13 protein-coding genes are annotated in these 18,396 nt (G+C 69.2%); 7 read left to right on the forward strand and 6 right to left on the reverse strand.

From position 1 onward, the window contains the following. Window position 1 precedes the first annotated feature (1 nt). A complete protein-coding gene (locus tag IOD16_RS36105; protein ID WP_201437956.1) occupies window positions 2–1,771 on the reverse strand; it encodes an ATP-dependent nuclease in 1,770 nt (589 codons plus the stop codon). A gap of 968 nt (window positions 1,772–2,739) precedes the next feature. Here IOD16_RS36105 and IOD16_RS36110 point away from each other — a divergent pair. Then, on the forward strand, window positions 2,740–3,108 hold the full coding sequence (locus IOD16_RS36110; protein ID WP_201437957.1) for a VOC family protein: 369 nt from the start codon (window positions 2,740–2,742) through the stop codon (window positions 3,106–3,108). Window positions 3,109–3,111: 3 nt separating this feature from the next. Here the strand turns inward: IOD16_RS36110 and IOD16_RS36115 are convergent, their stop codons facing one another. The 4 genes from IOD16_RS36115 to pdhA form a co-directional block, all read right to left on the reverse strand. Beyond that, window positions 3,112–4,017, reverse strand: a complete 906-nt coding sequence (locus tag IOD16_RS36115) for a helix-turn-helix domain-containing protein (RefSeq protein ID WP_201437958.1) — start codon at window positions 4,015–4,017, stop codon at window positions 3,112–3,114. 161 nt (window positions 4,018–4,178) lie between these two features. Beyond that, complete coding sequence (locus IOD16_RS36120) at window positions 4,179–5,555, reverse strand: dihydrolipoamide acetyltransferase family protein (protein WP_201437959.1); 1,377 nt, start codon at window positions 5,553–5,555, stop codon at window positions 4,179–4,181. A gap of 10 nt (window positions 5,556–5,565) precedes the next feature. Then, complete coding sequence (locus IOD16_RS36125; protein WP_123744920.1) at window positions 5,566–6,594, reverse strand: alpha-ketoacid dehydrogenase subunit beta; 1,029 nt, start codon at window positions 6,592–6,594, stop codon at window positions 5,566–5,568. Next, the gene (gene pdhA / locus IOD16_RS36130; protein ID WP_201437960.1) at window positions 6,594–7,787 is read right to left on the reverse strand and encodes a pyruvate dehydrogenase (acetyl-transferring) E1 component subunit alpha; all 1,194 of its coding nucleotides are present in this window, start codon (window positions 7,785–7,787) and stop codon (window positions 6,594–6,596) included. Before pdhA ends, IOD16_RS36125 begins: the two co-directional genes overlap by 1 nt. A gap of 474 nt (window positions 7,788–8,261) precedes the next feature. On the opposite strand from pdhA, the gene IOD16_RS36135 reads away from it, so the two are divergent. The 6 genes from IOD16_RS36135 (at window position 8,262) to IOD16_RS36160 (ending at window position 17,414) form a co-directional block, all read left to right on the forward strand. Then, a complete protein-coding gene (locus IOD16_RS36135) occupies window positions 8,262–9,674 on the forward strand; it encodes a M20/M25/M40 family metallo-hydrolase (RefSeq protein WP_201437961.1) in 1,413 nt (470 codons plus the stop codon). 179 nt (window positions 9,675–9,853) lie between these two features. Next, window positions 9,854–12,541 carry an MGH1-like glycoside hydrolase domain-containing protein gene (locus IOD16_RS36140; RefSeq protein WP_236594586.1) on the forward strand — a complete coding sequence of 896 codons (2,688 nt, stop codon included), beginning with the start codon at window positions 9,854–9,856 and terminating at the stop codon, window positions 12,539–12,541. A 156-nt stretch (window positions 12,542–12,697) separates the two neighbouring features. Continuing rightward, entirely contained in the window at window positions 12,698–13,516 is an 819-nt protein-coding gene (locus IOD16_RS36145; protein ID WP_201437963.1) for a transporter substrate-binding domain-containing protein, read from the forward strand. Window positions 13,517–13,591: 75 nt separating this feature from the next. After that, window positions 13,592–14,416, forward strand: coding sequence for an amino acid ABC transporter permease (locus tag IOD16_RS36150; RefSeq protein ID WP_123744915.1), 825 nt, complete (start codon window positions 13,592–13,594; stop codon window positions 14,414–14,416). Then, window positions 14,413–15,177, forward strand: coding sequence for an amino acid ABC transporter ATP-binding protein (locus IOD16_RS36155; RefSeq protein ID WP_201437964.1), 765 nt, complete (start codon window positions 14,413–14,415; stop codon window positions 15,175–15,177). The genes IOD16_RS36150 and IOD16_RS36155 overlap by 4 nt, the downstream gene beginning before the upstream one ends. A 56-nt stretch (window positions 15,178–15,233) precedes the next feature. Then, window positions 15,234–17,414, forward strand: coding sequence for a hypothetical protein (locus tag IOD16_RS36160; protein ID WP_201437965.1), 2,181 nt, complete (start codon window positions 15,234–15,236; stop codon window positions 17,412–17,414). A gap of 30 nt (window positions 17,415–17,444) precedes the next feature. Here the strand turns inward: IOD16_RS36160 and IOD16_RS36165 are convergent, their stop codons facing one another. Further along, complete coding sequence (locus tag IOD16_RS36165; protein WP_201437672.1) at window positions 17,445–18,359, reverse strand: IS982 family transposase; 915 nt, start codon at window positions 18,357–18,359, stop codon at window positions 17,445–17,447. Between the last annotated feature and the right edge of the window lie 37 nt (window positions 18,360–18,396).

Below are 18,396 nucleotides of genomic sequence, written 5' to 3' on the forward strand. Positions count from 1 at the left end.
TTCAGTCCCGCTCCAAGAAAGTCTGCACTTGCGTGCGGATGGACTCTAACACACTATCTGAATCGTCAATAGAGGCGAGTGCCCGTTCCTGTTCCAACAGGATCTCACCTGCGTCGACTTTCTCCCATTCAGCTCTGCCGAGCTGCTGGATCGTTCGCTGTACCCACACGGCCTTAGGATCGTCGGTCGGATTTCGGCCTTCCATCTGCAGGAGCAGAGCATCCGGGTTCACGCCCGGGAGGTACCCGACGTGTTCGGGAAGCCAGGCCAAGACCTTGCGAAGTTGGATGTGTCGATCGCCACTCGCCGCTTGATTGCCCTGGCCGTTGAGCGCGAGAACTGGTTTGCCGCCAAGCTGCTTCTGGACAACCTCATCCAAGTCGGCATCAGCAACCGCACTTGATAGAGGTACCGGCTCGCCCGGATGTTGATCCCCATCCAACAGTACTAGGGAGCGCTTATCTTCGGCGATCGCCAGAGCAGGGATGAACCGCACTCTCAGATTCGCCGCGCCTCCAGGATACGGTCGCACCTCGAACCGGGCATTGACTCCGGGACCAAGCGGTCGGGTCGCTCGCTTCACGAGGGCAGCGGCAAGCCGATCCTCGACGTAGATCACCTTGTCACACGTGATCTCAACGCCAAGTCGGAAGAACGCTTCAGATGCGTACGAAGCTTGCGCAACTAGCTCAACTTTCCCATCCACTGTGGACGGCTGGAGAACTTTGATTGCATCCGAAGGAAGATTCTTGATAATTTCTGGCGCGTGTGTAGATATGACCACTTGATGGTTGCGCTTTTTGACCTGCTCCACCAAGAACGCCATCAAGTTACGCTGGGCACCAGGGTGAAGTGACACTTCAGGCTCATCCAAAAGAATGAGTGAGCGCTTCGGTGCTTCCGTGACCTTTTTTACGAGAATTGCTGCGGCGAATTCACCACTGCCAGCGAAGGCTTCCGAGTACCTCAGATCGTGCGACCGTAGGATTACAGTGGACCCCGCGACGTCTAGATAGTTGTGCGTCATTATACGCACTGAACTGTAATCGCGTCCGATGATCCGAGAAAGCCAAACGCGCTGTTCCTCCGTTGCATCCTTCGCGGCTTCCATGACTCTATCCGAGCTGTACAGCTTATGCTTTTCACGACCGGTATTCAGGGATTCTGCCATGTGGCCTGCGCGACGGCGGATGAATGCCTTCTTCTCCGCAGGCGTAGCAAGCCCCTTCTTGTAGGGAACATGGAAGAAAAATTTATCGTATGCCGACAATTCTGATCTAAAATCCAGGTACGTGACGTGTTTCTGGATAGCTTTCCATCGAGTCTTGGTCCGCTCTGGAGGAGGTTCGACCCCCGGCTCCAACTCGGGCATGCGCTTCATGCCGTCACCGAGTAGCGGCCGCGATGGTTCGAAGTAGTCGGGGTTCTCGTCGCGCACAATACGAGTCTTAATGACTTCAACAACTTCCCCGATGCTTTGCGCGAGGTAGCCGTGAATGAATCTGTGCCTATCGACGTTGTCGATTGAGTCCAAGGATGTTGAAAACCAGTAGTTTCCAACATTGTAGTAGTCAGGACAGCCTTGCAAAGCGCGAAGGATCGCAGTCTTGTTCGTACCGTTTGGCCCCACAAGGGCGGTTATAGGATGCGTGAACTCGATCTGCGTGCCCTCACGAATGTTACGGAAGTGCGGAAAGCGGATGTGGCGAATAAACGGCTCGAATTTTTGGGCCGCCATCATTCCGGCCAACTTTCGGTGTTCTTCGTCCATACCGCTCTCCTGCCGATCCGCCATAGGCTCATGACTATGGAGTGATGCTAGAGGACCAGGCGCTGATGCGCGACGTTCTGAACATGAGCGGCGTGTTGTCGACCATCGGTAGGTGGTTGTAACGAAAACCGCTAGGCGTGCGATTTATATCGATCATTCATCGATGTCTTGAGTTAGGTTCGCAGCTATCCAGCTCTCTGTCTCGGCTGCCGAACTTGGCTCTATGGGATCAAGGCGCGCGCCGCCTGCGGCGGCGCGCGGTGCGGGGCGACGCACGTTGGCACCGACTCCCCGCATCACGGCACGCCGGGCTCCCGCTTCGCTCCGCCCGTCGGCCGTGCGCGGAGTCGGTGCACGTGGTCGGGTGGCGGCGCGCGACGACGGACGCCAGGACGACACGCTCCCAGCGGCACCGGTCGGGACGATCGCGCGGTCACGCGGCTTGGTCGGGCTGGGCACGGCGATCGACGCCCGCCGACGCTTCGCGCCTGCGGCCAACGAGGAGTGGTCCGGGCATAGCGGAGGGCACCACCACGGCACGGGAGGCGTCGCGGTTGGCGACAGCGTGCCGGGGTGGTGCCCGCAGTGAGTGATCGACTCTCAGGCCGTCTCCAGGCCGTGAGAGGTCGAAAAGGGTTGGTCAACGACGATGAACGTTGACCAGGTACGCCCAGGTCAGGCGGGCATTCCAGGTGATGTGGGCAGGTCAGGGCAACCCCGGCGCAAGATCTTCACCATCTTCGAGGGAACGTCGGAGATCCAGCGATTGGTGGTCGCCAGGGCCATTTCCGGGATGTACATCAAGTGAGGTGACTCCCAGGTCCGCCTGGGTCCGGGGCGGGGTCTTCAGGACGCGGGAGACCCCGCCTTCTCGCGTTGGCGGAGTGCCACGATGAGGTAGGCCGAGCGATCGGTGCGACACCCGAAGAGCCACCGTGTGGCGATTGCGGTCGGGTTAGGCTCGGGGGATGGTCGGGGTGTTGCAGTGCGTCGTGCTCGATTGTCCTGAGCCCAAGGTGCTGGCCGCGTTCTACCAGTCGGTCCTCGGCGGTGAGGTGGATCGGCCCGACCGGCGGTGGGGGTTGGATGACGAGTGGTCGACGTTGCACACCGACTCGATCGTGCTGGGGTTCCAGCGGGTCGCCGAGTACGTGGCGCCCCAGTGGCCCGACCCGCGCCGGCCGCAGCAGTTCCACCTGGACGTCGGGGTGAAGGACCTCGGCGTGGCCAAGGCCGAGGTCCTCCGGTCGGGTGCGACGTTGCTGGACGACTCGCACGAGGTGTGGTGGGTGTTCGCCGATCCCGCCGGCCACCCGTTCTGCCTCGTGTGGGAATGAGCCTCAGCGACCGGCTTCGGCGAGCCACGCCCGTTCGGCCGTGGTGTCGGGGATCGGCGTCTCCCAGCCGTTGACCGTGGCGATCAGCTGCCAGTAGCGCTCGGCCCTCGGGTCGCCGAACTCCTCCAGGCGCCGGGACAGTTCCGGGCCGACCGGGAGGTCCAGGGCGGACGCCCACACGTCGTTGATCCGGGCGACGATCTCCGCCGCCTCCGGCGAACGCGGGTCGACGCCGGCGTCCACCGCTTCACGCGCCCGCGTGAACGCGTGCTGGAACGCCTCCACCTGCGCCTGCGAGTAGGGCGCCAGGTCGACGCCTTCCGCCCGCATCTCCTGGTGCCGCTCCGACATCCGCCGGATCGACGCCCGGAAGTCCGGGTCGCGCACCAGGTTCACCAGCTCGATCCACGCCTCCAACTGCTCCGGCGTCGGGTCGTCCGGCAGGTCGACCCGGACCGACCTCATGCGCTCCAGGAACGCCTGGTCCATGTCGAACCCGCCGAACACCTCGTCGAAGAAGTCCTCCAGGATCGCCTGCCGCTCTTCCGCCGACAGCCGCGCGAACTCGTGCACCATCTCCACCTCCCCGTTCCGGGCCACGACCCGCAGCACGGCCCGGCGCAACCGGAGCGTGCGCATCTGCGCGTCGATGGCTTCCGCGTGCGTCCGGGCCACCTCGGCCACGGACACCTCCCGTGCCAGGACCCGCTGCGCGGTGGGCAGGTCGACGCCCAGTTCACGCAGGGTCCGCACGAGCTTCAGCCGCGCCAGCCCGTCGACGTCGTAGGTGCGGAACCCGCCCGTCGTGCGCCCCGCCACGGGGATCACGCCGGAGTCGGAGTAGAACCGGATCGTCCGCGTGGACAGCCCGGTCAGCCGCGCCAGTTCGCCGATCGAGTAGTGCGTCACGGGGACCACCTTGAACTTTCCAGTCACTGGAACTTCAACCTGTTTACCGGTGGACCTCGCGTCCCGCCGGCACGACCCCTCCAGCCCGCCCCTCGAACGGGAACGGGCCGGCGTCCGAGTGGACGCCGGCCCGCCGTTCAGCCGTTCAACCGATCAACCGTTCAGTACGTCATCGCCACGCCGGGGTCGGCGAGCAGCGCGCCCACGTCGGCCAGGAACTGCGAGCCCTGCTGGCCGTCGACCACGCGGTGGTCGAAGCTGAGCGCCAGCTGGCACACCTTGCGCGGCACGACCTGGCCGTCCACCACCCACGGCATGTCCCGGATCGCGCCGAAGGCCAGGATCGCCGACTCGCCCGGGTTGATGATGGGGGTGCCCGTGTCGACGCCGAAGACGCCGACGTTGGTGATGGTGATCGTGCCGCCCATCATGTCCGCGGGCGTCGTCCGGCCCTCGCGGGCGGTCGTGGCCAGGGCGTCCAGGGCCACGGCCAGCTCGCGCAGCGACATGCGGTCGGCGTCGCGGACCTTCGGCACCACGAGACCGCGGGGCGTCGCGGCGGCGATGCCCAGGTGCACGTAGTCCTTGTAGACGATCTCCTGCGCCGCCTCGTCCCACGTCGCGTTGACGTCGGGCGTGCGGCGGGCGGCCAGCACGACCGCCTTGGCCGCGAACGCGAGCGGCGTGAGCTTGACGTCGCGGAACTGCGGCGCGTTCTTCAGCCGGGCCCGCAGCTCCATCATCGGGGTCACGTCGACGGTCAGGAACTCCGTGACGTGCGGCGCGGTGAACGCGCTGTCCACCATCGCCTGCGCGGTCGCCTTGCGGACGCCCTTGATCGGCACGCGCCGTTCCCGCGACCCGGGGTCGGCGACCGCCGGGGCGGGGGTCGGGGACGCCACGGCCTGCTCGACGTCCTCCCGCGTGATCACGCCACCCGGGCCGGAGCCGGACAGGGCGTGCAGGTCGACGCCCAGGTCCTTGGCCAGCTTGCGCACCGGCGGCTTGGCCAGCGGCACGTAGCCGCCCGGCGTGGCCACCGGCTCCGCGACCACCGCGGCGGCGACGGGAGCGGGAGCCGGAGCCGGCGCGGGAGCCGGCGCGGCGACCGGTGCGGGAGCGGCGGCGACGGGAGCCGGCGCGTCCTTGCGCGCGCGGCGCTTCGCCGCACCGGCCCGCGGGCCGTAGCCGACCAGCGTGGCGATCCGGCCGCCCGGCATCTCCTCGCCGATCTTGCCGTTCGACGTCGACGCGGGCGCGGCCGCGGGTGTCGGCGCGGGCGCCGAACCGGTCGGGTCCACGTCGATCGTGATGATCGGGACGCCGACCTCGACCGTCTGGCCGACCTCGGCCAGCAGCTCGGTCACCACCCCGTCCCACGGGCACGGCAGCTCGACGGCCGCCTTGGCGGTCTCGATCTCCAGGATGATCTGGTTGACCTTCACCGCGTCACCCGGCTTCACGTGCCAGGTGAGGATCTCGGCCTCGGTCAGCCCCTCCGCCGTGTCGGGCAGGGGGAACTGCTTGAACTGCGGCACAGCTATCCCCTTACCAGGCCAGCGAGCGGTCGACGGCGTGCAGCACCCGGTCGAGGTCGGGGAGGAACTCCTCCTCCAACTTCGACGGCGGGTACGGGGTGTCGAACCCGGTGACCCGCAGCACGGGGGCCTGCAGGGAGTAGAAGCACTCCTGCTGCACCTTGGCCGCGATCTCGCTGGAGATGGAGGACTCGCTGGGCGCCTCGGTCACCACGACCAGCCGGCCGGTGCGCCGCACCGACTCGTACACGGGCGCGAGGTCGAGCGGCGACAACGAGCGCAGGTCGACGACCTCCAGCGAACGCCCCTCCTCCTCGGCCGCCGCCGCGGCTTCCAACGACGTGCGCACCATCGGCCCGTACGTCACCAGGGTGACGTCCGAGCCGGTGCGCAGCGTGCGCGAGGCGAACAGCGGTCCGGGCGCGGCGGTCGTGTCGACCTCGCCCTTCTCGTAGTAGCGGCGCTTGGGCTCGAAGAACAGCACCGGGTCGTCGCAGTCGATCGCCTGCTGGATCATCCAGTAGGCGTCGGCCGGGTTCGAGCACGAGACGACCTTGAGGCCGGCGGTGTGCGCGAAGTACGACTCGGGCGACTCGGAGTGGTGCTCGACCGCGCCGATGCCGCCGCCGAACGGCACCCGGATCACCATGGGCACCTTGATCCGGCCCTGGGTGCGGAAGTGCAGCTTGGCGACCTGCGACACGATCTGGTCGAAGCCGGGGAAGATGAAGCCGTCGAACTGGATCTCGCACACCGGCCGGTAGCCGCGGATCGCGAGGCCGACGGCGGTGCCGATGATGCCGGACTCGGCCAGCGGCGTGTCCAGCACGCGCTGCTCGCCGAAGTCCTTCTGCAGGCCGTCGGTGATCCGGAAGACGCCGCCGAGCTTGCCGACGTCCTCACCCATCACGATGACCTTGGGGTTGGCCTCCATCGACGCGCGCAGGCCGTTGTTCAGGGCCTTCGCGATGGTCAGCGTCTGCACCGCGGGCACGCCCGTGGCGTCGGCGGCGGGTCGGTCCATGGTCGGAGCGGCCATCAGTGCTCACCTCCCGCGAACCCGGCGTGGTAGGCCAGGAACTCGTCGCGTTGCGCCTCCAGGACGTGGTTGCCCTCGGCGTAGACCTCGCTGAAGATCCGCCCGGCGGGCGGGTCGGGCAGGGTGACGCAGTAGTCGCGCAGCTCGACGGCGATCCGCTCGGCCTCGGCCTCGATGGACTCGAAGAACGCGTGGTCGGCCCACTGCTGCTTGACCAGGTGCACCTTGACCCGCTCGATCGGGTCCTTGAGCTTCCACAGCTCCAGCTCGTCGGACAGCCGGTAGCGCGACGGGTCGTCGGAGGTGGTGTGCGCGTCCATCCGGTAGGTGAACGCCTCGATCAGGATCGGGCCGTTGCCCTGGCGGCACTCCTCCAGCGCCCAGCGGGTGACCGCGAGGGTGGCCAGCACGTCGTTGCCGTCGACCCGGATGCCGGGGAAGCCGTAGCCGCGCGCCCGCTGGTAGAGCGGGAGGCGGGACTGGCGCTCGGTCGGCTCGGAGATGGCCCACTGGTTGTTCTGGCAGAAGAACACCAGCGGCGCGTCGTAGACGGCGGCCCACACGAAGCCCTCGTGCACGTCGCCCTGGCTGGTCGCGCCGTCGCCGAAGAAGCAGATGGTGGCTTCGCCGTCGGAGTCGCCCACCTTGCCGTCGAACTTCTGGCCCATGGCGTAGCCGGTGGCGTTGAGCACCTGGTTGCCGATGACGATCGTGTACGGGTGGAACCGGGTCTCGACCGGGTCCCACGTGCCGTTGTCGGTGCCCCGGAAGATGCCGAGCAGGTCGGTCGGCTTGACGCCCCGCGTCCACGCGATGCCGTGCTCGCGGTAGCTGGGGAACGCCATGTCCTCCGGGCGCATGGCCCGGCCCGCGCCGATCTGCGCGGCCTCCTGGCCGAGCAGCGGCACCCAGATGCCGAGCTCGCCCTTGCGCTGCAGCGCGTTGGCCTCGCGGTCGACCCGGCGGACCAGGACCATGTCGCGGTACAGCCCGCGCAGCTCCTCGGCCGTGATGTCGATGTCGAAATCCGGGTGCTGGACGCGCTCGCCCTCGGGGGTGAGCAGCTGCACCAGGTCGGCGCCGCCCTCGTCTGTCGCTCGCAAGCCTGCGATCACCTGTTCCGCTGTCGGTTTGGCAGCAGTGGCCGGCGCGGCATCCGGCCCTGGGTGCGTCCATTTCTCAGGGGACGACATGCGCCTTGTCTCCTCGTCTACGAGGCCGCCCGGTCGCTTGTGGCGATCCTGCGCGGCTGCACCGCCAGTCGCCGTCGTCCCCGGGGTGTGGGGGTCGGGCAACCGTCGGCGCTGACGGTGTTCTCATCCACATCCTGACATGGTGTCACCCGACATGGTGAGCCCCGTCCCAGTTCGTGACCTCTCGTGCAACGTTCTGACGTGCGGTAACGGTTGGACGGCCAATCTTCGGCAGTCCGAGTAGAGCGTCCGCCTACCGAACGGCCGCGTCCCGGTTACCGATCGTTAACCACCATCCGTAGGGTTTCGGACACGCCGGGTCGACCGGAACGGCCCACGTCGGCACGGTCGCGTTGGATGGACTACCGACCATCGGCCGGACAGACCATTTCCACCACGCGAAACCCGTGCGGGGCGCCTTCACGGTGGGTTTCCCGGAGTCCCCGGCCGGTGGAGTCGTGACAGGATCGCGGCGTGGACCGTTCAGCGCTGACCCGTACCGTTCGCGGGCTCTGGGACGACGACATCCTCCCGAGCCTGTCCGCCTTGGTCGCGGTGCCCGCGATCTCCCCCGCCTTCGACCCCGCGTGGGCCTCGCACGGCCACCTGGCCGCCGCGGTGGAGCACGTGCGCGCCTGGCTCGCCGACCGCGACCTGCCCGGCGCGACCGTCGAGGTCGTCCAGCTGCCCGACCGCACGCCCGTGCTGCTGGTCGACGTGCCCGGCACCGCGCCGACGTCCGACACGGTGCTGCTCTACGGCCACCTGGACAAGCAGCCGCCGGTCGGCGGCTGGGGCGAGGGGCTCGGGCCGTGGACGCCGGTCGTGCGCGACGGGCGGCTCTACGGTCGCGGCGCGGCGGACGACGGCTACTCCGGGTACGCGGCGATCGCCGCGATCGAGGGCGTGCGGCGGTCCGGCGGCACGCACTCGCGGTGCGTCGTGCTGCTGGAGACCGGCGAGGAGTCCGGCAGCCCGGACCTGCCCGCCTACCTGGAGCACCTCAAGCCGCGGCTCGGCGACGTGTCGCTGGTGGTGTGCCTGGACTCGGGCGGCAACGACTACGACCGGATGTGGCTGACCACGTCGTTGCGCGGGTTGGCGCAGGTCACGCTGACCGTGCGGGTGCTGGAGAGCGGGCTGCACTCGGGCATGGCGAGCGGGATCGTGCCGTCGTCGTTCCGCATCGCCCGGCAGCTGGTCGACCGGCTGGAGGACTCCGCGACCGGCGAGGTGCTGGTGCGCGAGATGCACGTCGACATCCCGCCCGACCGGGTGGCCGAGGTGCGGGACGCGGTGGCGAGCGTGCCCGGCGTGCTCGTCGGCAGCGTGCCGTGGGCGGCGGGGACCCAGCCCATGGGCTCGGACGAGGTCGAGCTGGCGCTCAACTCCGGCTGGCGGCCCACGCTGTCGGTCACCGGCGCGTCCGGGCTGCCCGAGCCGGACGACGCGGGCAACGTGCTGCGGCCGTTCACCACCCTGGTGCTGAGCTTCCGGCTGCCGCCGACGGCCGACTCCCAGACGTCGATCGAGGCGGTGCGACGGGCGTTGACGACCGACGTGCCGTACGGGGCCGTGGTGGAGCTGTCGCGGGTGGAGCACGCGGACGGGTGGAACGCGCCGGAGCTCGCGCCGTGGCTGCGCGAGACGTTGGACCGGGTCGGCGAAGAGGTGTTCGACGCGCCCTGGCGGACGGTGGCGCTCGGCGGCTCGATCCCGTTCATGGGGCTGCTGCACGAGGCGTACCCGCGGGCGCAGTTCCTGGTCACGGGCGCGGTCGGGCCGGACTCCAACTGCCACGTGCCCGACGAGTGGCTGCACCTGGCGCAGGCGGCCCGGATCACCGAGGCCGTGGCCGTGGTGCTGGACGCGCACGCCCGGCGTTGACGGGCAGCCGGCAGGCGGGCCGGTCGCCGACCCGCCTGCCGGCCCCCCGGGTCGGTCCGACGGCCCGTCCACGGAGCGTGACGAACGCACCGCCCGGACAGGGTTTGCAAACACCGGTCAGGACTGTGACCTAACTCGCGGGTAACCGCTTTACTGAACCGATGCCGCACACTGGCCGAGTGAACGAGCACAGCCGGCAAGCCGAGCGGACGCGGTTGGCGGAGTCCGACTCCCCGACCGCACCCTGGCGCCTCTGGGGCCCCTACCTGGCCGGACGCCAGTGGGGCACGGTTCGCGAGGACTACTCGGCGGGCGGCGACGCGTGGACGTCCTTCCCGTTCGACCACGCCCGCTCACGCGCCTACCGCTGGGGCGAGGACGGCATCGCAGGCATCTGCGACGTGCACGGCTTCCTCAACTTCGCCGTCGCGCTCTGGAACGGCCGGGACCCGATCCTCAAGGAGCGCTACTTCGGGCTCACCAACAACGAGGGCAACCACGGCGAGGACGTCAAAGAGCACTGGTGGGTGACCGACGGCACGCCGACGCACTCGTGGATGCAGGTGGTCTACCGCTACCCGCAGGCCGAGTTCCCCTACGCCGAGCTGCGCGAGATGGCCTGGCGCGCGGGCCGCAACGAGCGCGAGCCCGAGCTGTCCGACACCGGCGCGCTGGACGAGAACCGGTTCTTCGACGTGCGGGTGAGCTACGCCAAGGCGGGCCCGCGGGACATCTGCGTCGAGCTGACCGCCACCAACCACGGCCCGGACCCGGCGCCGCTGCACCTGCTGCCCCAGCTCTGGTTCCGCAACACGTGGGCGTGGGGCCGCGACGACCGCAAGCCGAGCCTGCGCGCCAGCACGCGGGACGGCTGGCGGCGGATCACCGCCGAGCACGGCGCGCTGGGCCGCTACACGCTGCACGTCGAGGGCACGCCGACGCTGCTGGTCACCGACAACGAGACCAACGAGGTCGAGCTGTTCGGCACCGCGCGCAACCCGACCCGCCACACCAAGGACGGCGTCGACCGGTACGTCGTGGGCCAGGACGCCGCGGCGTGCGAGGTCGTCGGCCCGGACGACACCAGCGGTCCCGGCACGAAGGTCGCCGCCTGGTACTCGTTCGACCCGGTCGAGCCGGGCGAGTCGGTCACCGTGCGGCTGCGCCTGGTGGAGGGCGACGGGCACCTCGACGCGTTCGGGCCGAGCTTCCAGGACACGCTGGAGGAGCGCAGGGCCGAGGCCGACGAGTTCCACCACACCGACCTCGACCTCGACCCCAAGCGGGCCGCCGTGGTCCGGCGGGCGCTGGCGGGCCTGATGTGGACCAAGCAGCACTACCGCTTCCGCACCGCCGAGTGGCTGGACGGCGACCCCGCGCAACCGGCCGCGCCCACGTCCCGCAGGAACATGCACGCCCGCAACGCGCACTGGCGGCACTTCGACGTGGCCGACGTGATCTCCATGCCGGACGAGTGGGAGTACCCCTGGTTCGCGGCGTGGGACCTCGCGTTCCACACCGTGCCGTTCGCGAAGGTCGACCCGGCGTTCGCCAAGGAGCAGCTGCTCCTGCTGTGCCGCGAGTGGCTGATGCACCCCAACGGCCAGCTGCCCGCCTACGAGTGGGAGTTCGGCGACGTCAACCCGCCCGTGCACGCGTGGGCGGCGTTGCAGGTCTACCGGTCCGAGGAGGTCAAGGACCGCAAGTTCCTGGCCAAGGTCTTCCACAAGCTGCTGCTGAACTTCTCCTGGTGGGTCAACCGCAAGGACGCCGACGGCAGCTACCTGTTCGAGGGCGGCTTCCTCGGCATGGACAACATCGGCCCGGTGAACCGGTCGGAGCCGATGCTGGGCCAGTGGCGGCTGGAGCAGTCCGACGCCACCTCGTGGATGGCGGCCTACAGCCTGCACCTGATGCAGATCGCGCTGGAGCTGGCGCGGCACGACGAGTCGTACGAGGACGTGGCCACGAAGTTCGTGGAGCACTTCCTGAGCATCGCCGAGGCGTCCACCCAGTTCGGTTCCGGCGGGCGCGGCATCTGGGACGAGACGGACGGCTTCTGCTACGACGTGGTGTCGCGGCGCCTGCCGGACGGGCACGTCGAGTCCAAGCCGGTGCGGGTGCGGTCGATGGTGGGCCTGATCCCGCTGCTGGCGTGCGCGGTGCTGGAGCCGTGGGTGTTCGAGGAGCTGCCCGACTTCGCGCGGCGGCTGGAGCACCTGCTGGCCAAGCGGCCGGAGCTGCAGCAGTTCCTCAGCCGCAGCGGCGGCGGCGCGCTGCTCAGCCTGCTGGACGAGCGCAAGCTGCGGCGCGTGCTGAGCCGGATGCTGGACGAGGGCGAGTTCCTCTCGCCGCACGGCATCCGCAGCCTGTCCGCGGCGCACCGCGAGGGCCTGGAGGTGCAGGTCGCGGACCAGGAGCACCGGATGGGCTACGAGCCGGGCGAGTCGCGCACGCCGATGTTCGGCGGCAACTCCAACTGGCGCGGCCCGGTGTGGTTCCCGACCAACGCGCTGCTGGTGGAGGCCCTGCGCACGATCGAGGAGTTCCACGGCGGAAGGTTCCACGTGGAACTTCCCACGCGCAGCACGCGGCACGTGACGGCCGGCCAGGCGGCGGACGAGCTGGTCAGACGCCTGGTGTCGCTGTTCCTGCCCGACCACGACGGCCGCAGGCCCGCGGACGGCAAGCGGGTCGAGTCGACCGATTCACCCTTGTGGCGGGAGCACGTCACCTTCAGCGAGTACTTCGACGGCGACACGGGCGAGGGGCTGGGCGCGACCCACCAGACGGGGTGGACGGCGCTGGTCGCCAGCCTGTTGACGGATCGTCGTCAAACGGGCGCTCTGGGTGAATCTATTGTGTGATGAAGGCCAAGTCGCTGAACGATTTGCGGCCATTCGGGCCCTGTGACGCAAGATTCATGCACACCGAAGTTCTGTAACACGCACGTGCTGTGCACCCAGTCACCCAAGTGGCAGTATGCCGAACACTCGACCGACACAGTTACGAGGAGTGACGCCGTGGCCCGTCGTACCAGGCACGCTGCGCTCGCCCTGTTCCCCGTGCTCGCCTTGGCGGCCACGATGACGGCGTGCGCGACCAAGGTCAACACCGGCTCGCAGGACAACGGGTCGGGCATCTCCCTGGTCCAGAGCGGCAAGCTGGTCACCTGCACCCACCTGTCCTACAAGCCCTTCCAGTTCTCCGAGGGCGACAAGACCGTCGGCTTCGACGTCGACCTGGTCGACCTGGTGGCCAAGGAACTGGGCGTCACGCAGGAAATCTTCGACACCCCGTTCGAGACCATCACCTCCGGCGAGGTCTTCAACACCGGCAAGTGCGACCTGGCCGCCGCCGGCATGACGATCAAGCCGGCCCGCGCCGAGGTCATCGACTTCTCCGAGCCGTACTTCGACGCCTCGCAGGCGCTGCTGGTCAAGAAGGAGTCGCCGGTCAAGTCCCTGGACGACCTCAAGGGCAAGAAGATCGGCGTCCAGCTGGAGACCACCGGCGAGATCTACGCCAACGAGAACGCCGCGAAGCACGGCTACACCGTCGTGCAGTTCGAGGACCTGCCGCTGATGGAGACCGCCGTGCGCACCGGCGCGGTGGACGCGGCCATCAACGACAACGGCGTGCTCCTGGACTACGTCAAGGAGTTCCCGGACACCGCCGTGGTCGCGGAGTTCGACACGCAGGAGAAGTACGGCATCGGCCTCAAGAAGGGCAACACCACCCTGAAGGCCAAGGTCGACGAGGTCCTGAAGAAGGCCAAGGACAGCGGCGAGTACGACAAGATCTACGAGAAGTGGTTCGGCAAGAAGCCGGAGTCGAAGTAACTGGCTGACCCGCGGGGCCGGTGCCACCGCACCGGCCCCGCGCCTCGTCCACCCCACCCACGAGGTAACCCACACATGGCACTCTCCAAGCGACAACGGGCCAAGGCGTTCCGCGTCAGCCAGTACGCGCTGCTCGTCGTGGTGGCCGCCGTCCTGGCGCTGGTCGCCGACTGGCACGAGATCCAGCGCAGCTTCTTCAACTTCGGCGTCGCCGCGGAGATGTTCCCCAACGTCATCACCGTGGCGTTGAAGAACACGCTCGTCTACACCGCCCTCGGCTTCGCGTTCGGCTTGGCGCTGGGCCTGGTGCTGGCGCTGATGAAGCTGTCGCCGGTCGCGCCCTACCGGTGGATCGCCACCATCTACATCGAGTTCTTCCGCGGTGTGCCCGCGCTGCTGGTGTTCATCGCGCTGAGCTTCGGCGTGCCGCTGGCGTTCGGGCTCCAGTTCGACATCTACTCGACCGTCATGCTGGCGCTGGGCATCGTCGGCGCCGCCTACATGGCCGAGACGATCCGCGCGGGCATCCAGGCGGTGCCGAAGGGCCAGATCGAGGCCGCGCGGTCGTTGGGCATGTCGCAGGGCCGCACGCTGCTGACCGTGGTGATCCCGCAGGCGTTCCGGATCATCCTGCCGCCGCTGACCAACGAGCTGATCCTGCTCACCAAGGACTCGTCGCTGATCTACATCATCGGCCTGGCCCGCGACCAATACGAGCTGACCAAGTTCGGCCGCGAGACGCTGAGCCGGTCGCCGTCGCTGACCCCGATCCTGGTGGTCGGCCTGTGCTACCTGATCATCACGCTGCCGCTGGGCCACCTCTCGCGGTACCTGGAGCGGCGCACCGGCGGCAAGAAGCTCAGCACGCCGGAATCGACCGGGTTGGGGGTGTCCGCGTGAGCGAGCTCGCGGTCGAAGTCACCGGGCTGAAGAAGTCGTTCGGCACGCTCGACGTGCTCAAGGGCATCGACGTGCGGGTCGAGCGCGGTGACGTCGTGTGCATCATCGGGCCGTCCGGCTCGGGCAAGTCCACGCTGCTGCGCTGCGTGAACCTGCTGGAGGAGCCGACCGGCGGCACGATCGTGGTCAACGGCACCGAGCTGACCGACCCGGACGTGGACATCGACGCCGCCCGCACGAAGATCGGCATGGTGTTCCAGTCGTTCAACCTGTTCTCGCACTTGAGCGTGCTGAACAACCTCATGGTGGCGCAGCGCAAGGTGCTCAAGCGGGACGCGAAGCAGGCGCAGGAAGTCGCGTTGCGCAACCTGGAGCGGGTCGGGTTGTCCGACAAGGTCAACGCCATGCCGGCCCAGCTCTCCGGCGGCCAGCAGCAGCGCGTGGCGATCGCGCGGGCGCTGTCGATGGACCCGGACGTGATGCTGTTCGACGAGCCGACCTCGGCGCTGGACCCGGAGCTCGTCGGCGACGTGCTCGGGGTGATGCGGCAGCTGGCCGACGAGGGCATGACGATGCTCGTGGTGACGCACGAGATGCAGTTCGCCCGCGAGGTGGCCGACCGGGTGCTGTTCATGGACGGCGGGTACGTGGTCGAGGAAGGCCCGGCCGAGCAGGTCATCGGCGCCCCGCAGCACGAGCGCACGCAGTCGTTCCTGGCCCGCGTGCTCGACCCGACGCACCAGGGGCCCCGCGGCGCCTGATCCCCGGTGTGCCGATCCCGCCACGTGCGGCGGTCGGTGCCCCTATTGTCGGTCGCATGGCTGAGGTGGGGGCGCGGGGGCTGGACGTGTTCGACCCCAGCCCGCCGCGCTCCGCCCGGATGGCCGCGGCCGAGGTGCTGCGCGGCGTCGGAGAGCCGGACGGGACGTGGCGGTTACCCAGGCGGCGGGCCGGGATGCCGCCCGTGGTGCGGGTGGCGGACCGGTACCTGACCGGGACGCTGGACCTGCGCGCGGTGGAGTTCCCGTACCTGCTGGAGTTCGTGCGCTGCCGGTTCGAGGAGCCGCCGGACCTGCGGCAGGCCAAGCTGGCCGGGATCGAGTTCGCCGACTGCTGGCTGCCCGGCCTGTCCGCGCGGAACCTGGGCAGCGCCAACGAGGTCTCGCTGGCCGGCAGCACGGTCGAGGGCCTGGTCGACCTGGTCGACGCGGACGTGGCCGGCTCGCTGTCGTTGCGGGACAGCGCGCTGGTCGTGCCCGACGGGATCGCCCTGCACGCCGACCGGCTGAAGCTGGCGGGCGGGCTGCTGGCGCAGCGGGTCCGGGTCACCGGCGAGCTGCGGATGGCGGGCGCCCACATCGGCGGGTACTGCAACTTCAGCGGCGGGCGGCTGACCAACCCGCTCGGCCACTCGGTCAACGGCACCGGGCTGCACGTGGGCGGCAACCTGCTGATGAACGGCTGCGCGTTGCGCGGCACCGTGCTGCTCGCGGGCGCGCGGGTCGACTCGGCGCTGACCCTGCGCGGCTCGACCGCCGCCGAGGGCCGGGCCGACGAGGACGCGTTGGACCCGCACTCCGACCCGAACGCCACCCTCGTGTTCGACCGCATCGCGGTGGAGGGCGACGTGCAGCTGGACCGGGGTTTCAGCAGCGCGGGCACCGTGCGCATGGTCAACGCCGCGCTCGGCGGCACCCTGTCGCTGTCCGGCGGGAAGTTCGACGCGATGGGCGAGGCGGTCGGCGAGCCGACCGGCTACGGCCGCGCGCTGGCCACGGACACCGCCGAGCCCACGGGGTTCGGGCGGGCGCTGCACCTGGACGGCACGACGGTCGGCGGCGACATCATCGGCCGCCAGGCGACCGTGCGCGGCCAGCTGCGGATGGTCGACCTCCAGGCGAAGGGCAGCCTCATCCTCGACGGATCCACTTTGGACAACCCGCGTGCGGACGCCGTGCTGGGCAACCGGTCGCGCATCGGCAGCAACTTCGCCGCGCGCGAGGTCGAGGTGGCCGGCGGGCTGGAGCTGCGCGCGGTGCGCGTCGGCGCGAACCTCGACCTGCGCGGCAGCCGGATCACCGAGCCCGGCCGGTACCGGCACCAGCCGGCGGGCAAGCCGTCGCTGGACGTCGGCGGCGCGGTGATCGGGCGGGACCTGATCTGCGCGCGCGGGGCGAAGGAGTTCGTCGCGCACGGCGGCGTGCGGGCCAGGCGGGCGCAGGTGGGCCGGATGGCCACGTTCGCCGGCGCGGTGCTCGGCGACAAGCTCGACGCGCACGCGCTGAACCTGCTCGGGATGGCGGTGCAGGAGCTGGAGCTGACGCCGATCAGCCCGCCGCGCGGTGACGTGACGCTGCGGCAGGTGCGCTGCACGGTGTTGGACGACAACGAGTACTTCTGGGGCGCGACCGGGCGGATAGACCTGGAGGAGTTCCGCTACGACTCGCTGCGGCACCCGATCGACCTGCGTGACGACGGCGAGGTCGACCGGCGGCTGCGCTGGCTGCGGCAGGCGATGCGCCGCGCGTACCGGCCGGGTCCGTACGACCAGTTCGCCGAGATGCTGCGCGCGGGCGGCAACGAGGAGCACGCGGCCACCGTGCTGGTGGAGAAGCAGCGCCTGCGGTACCGGGCGGTCGCCGAGGGCCGCGGCTGGCTCCGGCCGCTGGTGCTGCTGTGGAGCTGGCTGCAACGCGCGATGGTCGGCTACGGCTACCGCCCGGCCCGCGCGCTGGCGTGGCTGGTGGTGGCGTGGCTGCTGGGCAGCCTCTGGTTCGCCGCCGGGCCGGAGCTGGCCGAGATCAACTCGGACGACGAGCTGTCGTGGAACCCGTGGCTGTACACCATCGACCTGGTGGTGCCGATCGTCGACTTCGGCAACAAGAACCGGTGGAACCCGCCGGGCGCGTCGCAGTGGATCGCGTCCGGGCTGATCGTGACGGGGTGGGTCCTGGCCACGACCGTCGCGGCGGGCGTCACGCGGCTGTTGAAGCGCTGACGGCTGACCTAGATGATTGATTCCAAGGGGTCAGTGGTCATAGGCGACCAGCGAGCGCTTGACCGGTTGTCCGGTCTTGTCGTTGTGCCAGATGGCGGTGGTCAGGGCGAGGATGCGCTGCAGGACGCGGACGATCACGCCTGTCGGGGTGCGTCCGCCGTGGCGTTCGAGGTCGAGTTGGGCCTTGAAGGTCTGGTTGATCGACTCGATGGTCTGGCGCAGCGGCTTGAACAGTGCCGCGCCGGGTCGTTCGGCCTCGCCCTTGCGGGCCGGGCGCAGCAGTTCCATCCCGGCGTCGGCCAGTGTCCGTTCGAAGTCGCGGCCGTGGTAGTGGCGGTCGGCGATCAGGGTCTGACCGGGCCGCTGCGCCGTGAGGGTGGGGTCGGCGTCGAGGATGTCGAGCAGGGTGGTGCGTTCGTCGGCCTTGGCGCCGGTCAACGCGAAGGCGACGGGGAGCCCGCCAAGGGTGCAGACCAGGTGGAGCCGCAGGCCCCAGAACCAGCGGGAGTGCGAGGCGCAGTAGCCGTACTGTGCCCATCCGGCCAGGTCCGAGCGTTTCGTGGTCTCGCGGGAGCGGCCGCATTCCACCGGGGTGGAGTCGGCCACCCACACGTCGTCGGTCCACAGCGTGGTGTCCACGGCCAATAATCGGATCACCTGGGTGATCAGGCCGGTGGCGCGGCGCAGCCGCTTGTTGTAGCCGGGCTGTCCGGGCAGGTGGCGGAACAGGTGGCCCAGGTGTGCACGGGCGTGGCGCAGCCACCTGGCCTCGGAGGTGAACCCGAGCAGCGCCTGCATCACCGCCAGGGTCACCAGCTCAGCATCGGTGAGCACCGGTGTGAAGCCCACCCTCGGCCGCCATGGGGCCAGGTGTGGGGCCTGCTTCAACAGGTCGTCGGTTCTGACATAGAGTGCGGTCGCGAGGGTGTCCAGGTCGTTCGTCACACAATGATCATGGACACCCTCGCCTCATGCCGTCAGC

Source organism: Saccharothrix sp. 6-C (genome assembly GCF_016695385.1).
Lineage (GTDB): Bacteria > Actinomycetota > Actinomycetes > Mycobacteriales > Pseudonocardiaceae > Actinosynnema > Actinosynnema texasense.

Excerpts from the sequence above, each read along its gene's own strand:
- IOD16_RS36105 (WP_201437956.1), bottom strand. The coding sequence starts at position 1,771 with ATGGACGAAGAACACCGAAAGTTGGCCGGAATGATGGCGGCCCAAAAA.
- IOD16_RS36110 (WP_201437957.1), top strand. The coding sequence starts at position 2,740 with ATGGTCGGGGTGTTGCAGTGCGTCGTGCTCGATTGTCCTGAGCCCAAG.
- IOD16_RS36125 (WP_123744920.1), bottom strand. The coding sequence starts at position 6,594 with ATGGCCGCTCCGACCATGGACCGACCCGCCGCCGACGCCACGGGCGTG.
- pdhA (WP_201437960.1), bottom strand. The coding sequence starts at position 7,787 with ATGTCGTCCCCTGAGAAATGGACGCACCCAGGGCCGGATGCCGCGCCG.
- IOD16_RS36150 (WP_123744915.1), top strand. The coding sequence starts at position 13,592 with ATGGCACTCTCCAAGCGACAACGGGCCAAGGCGTTCCGCGTCAGCCAG.
- IOD16_RS36160 (WP_201437965.1), top strand. The coding sequence starts at position 15,234 with ATGGCTGAGGTGGGGGCGCGGGGGCTGGACGTGTTCGACCCCAGCCCG.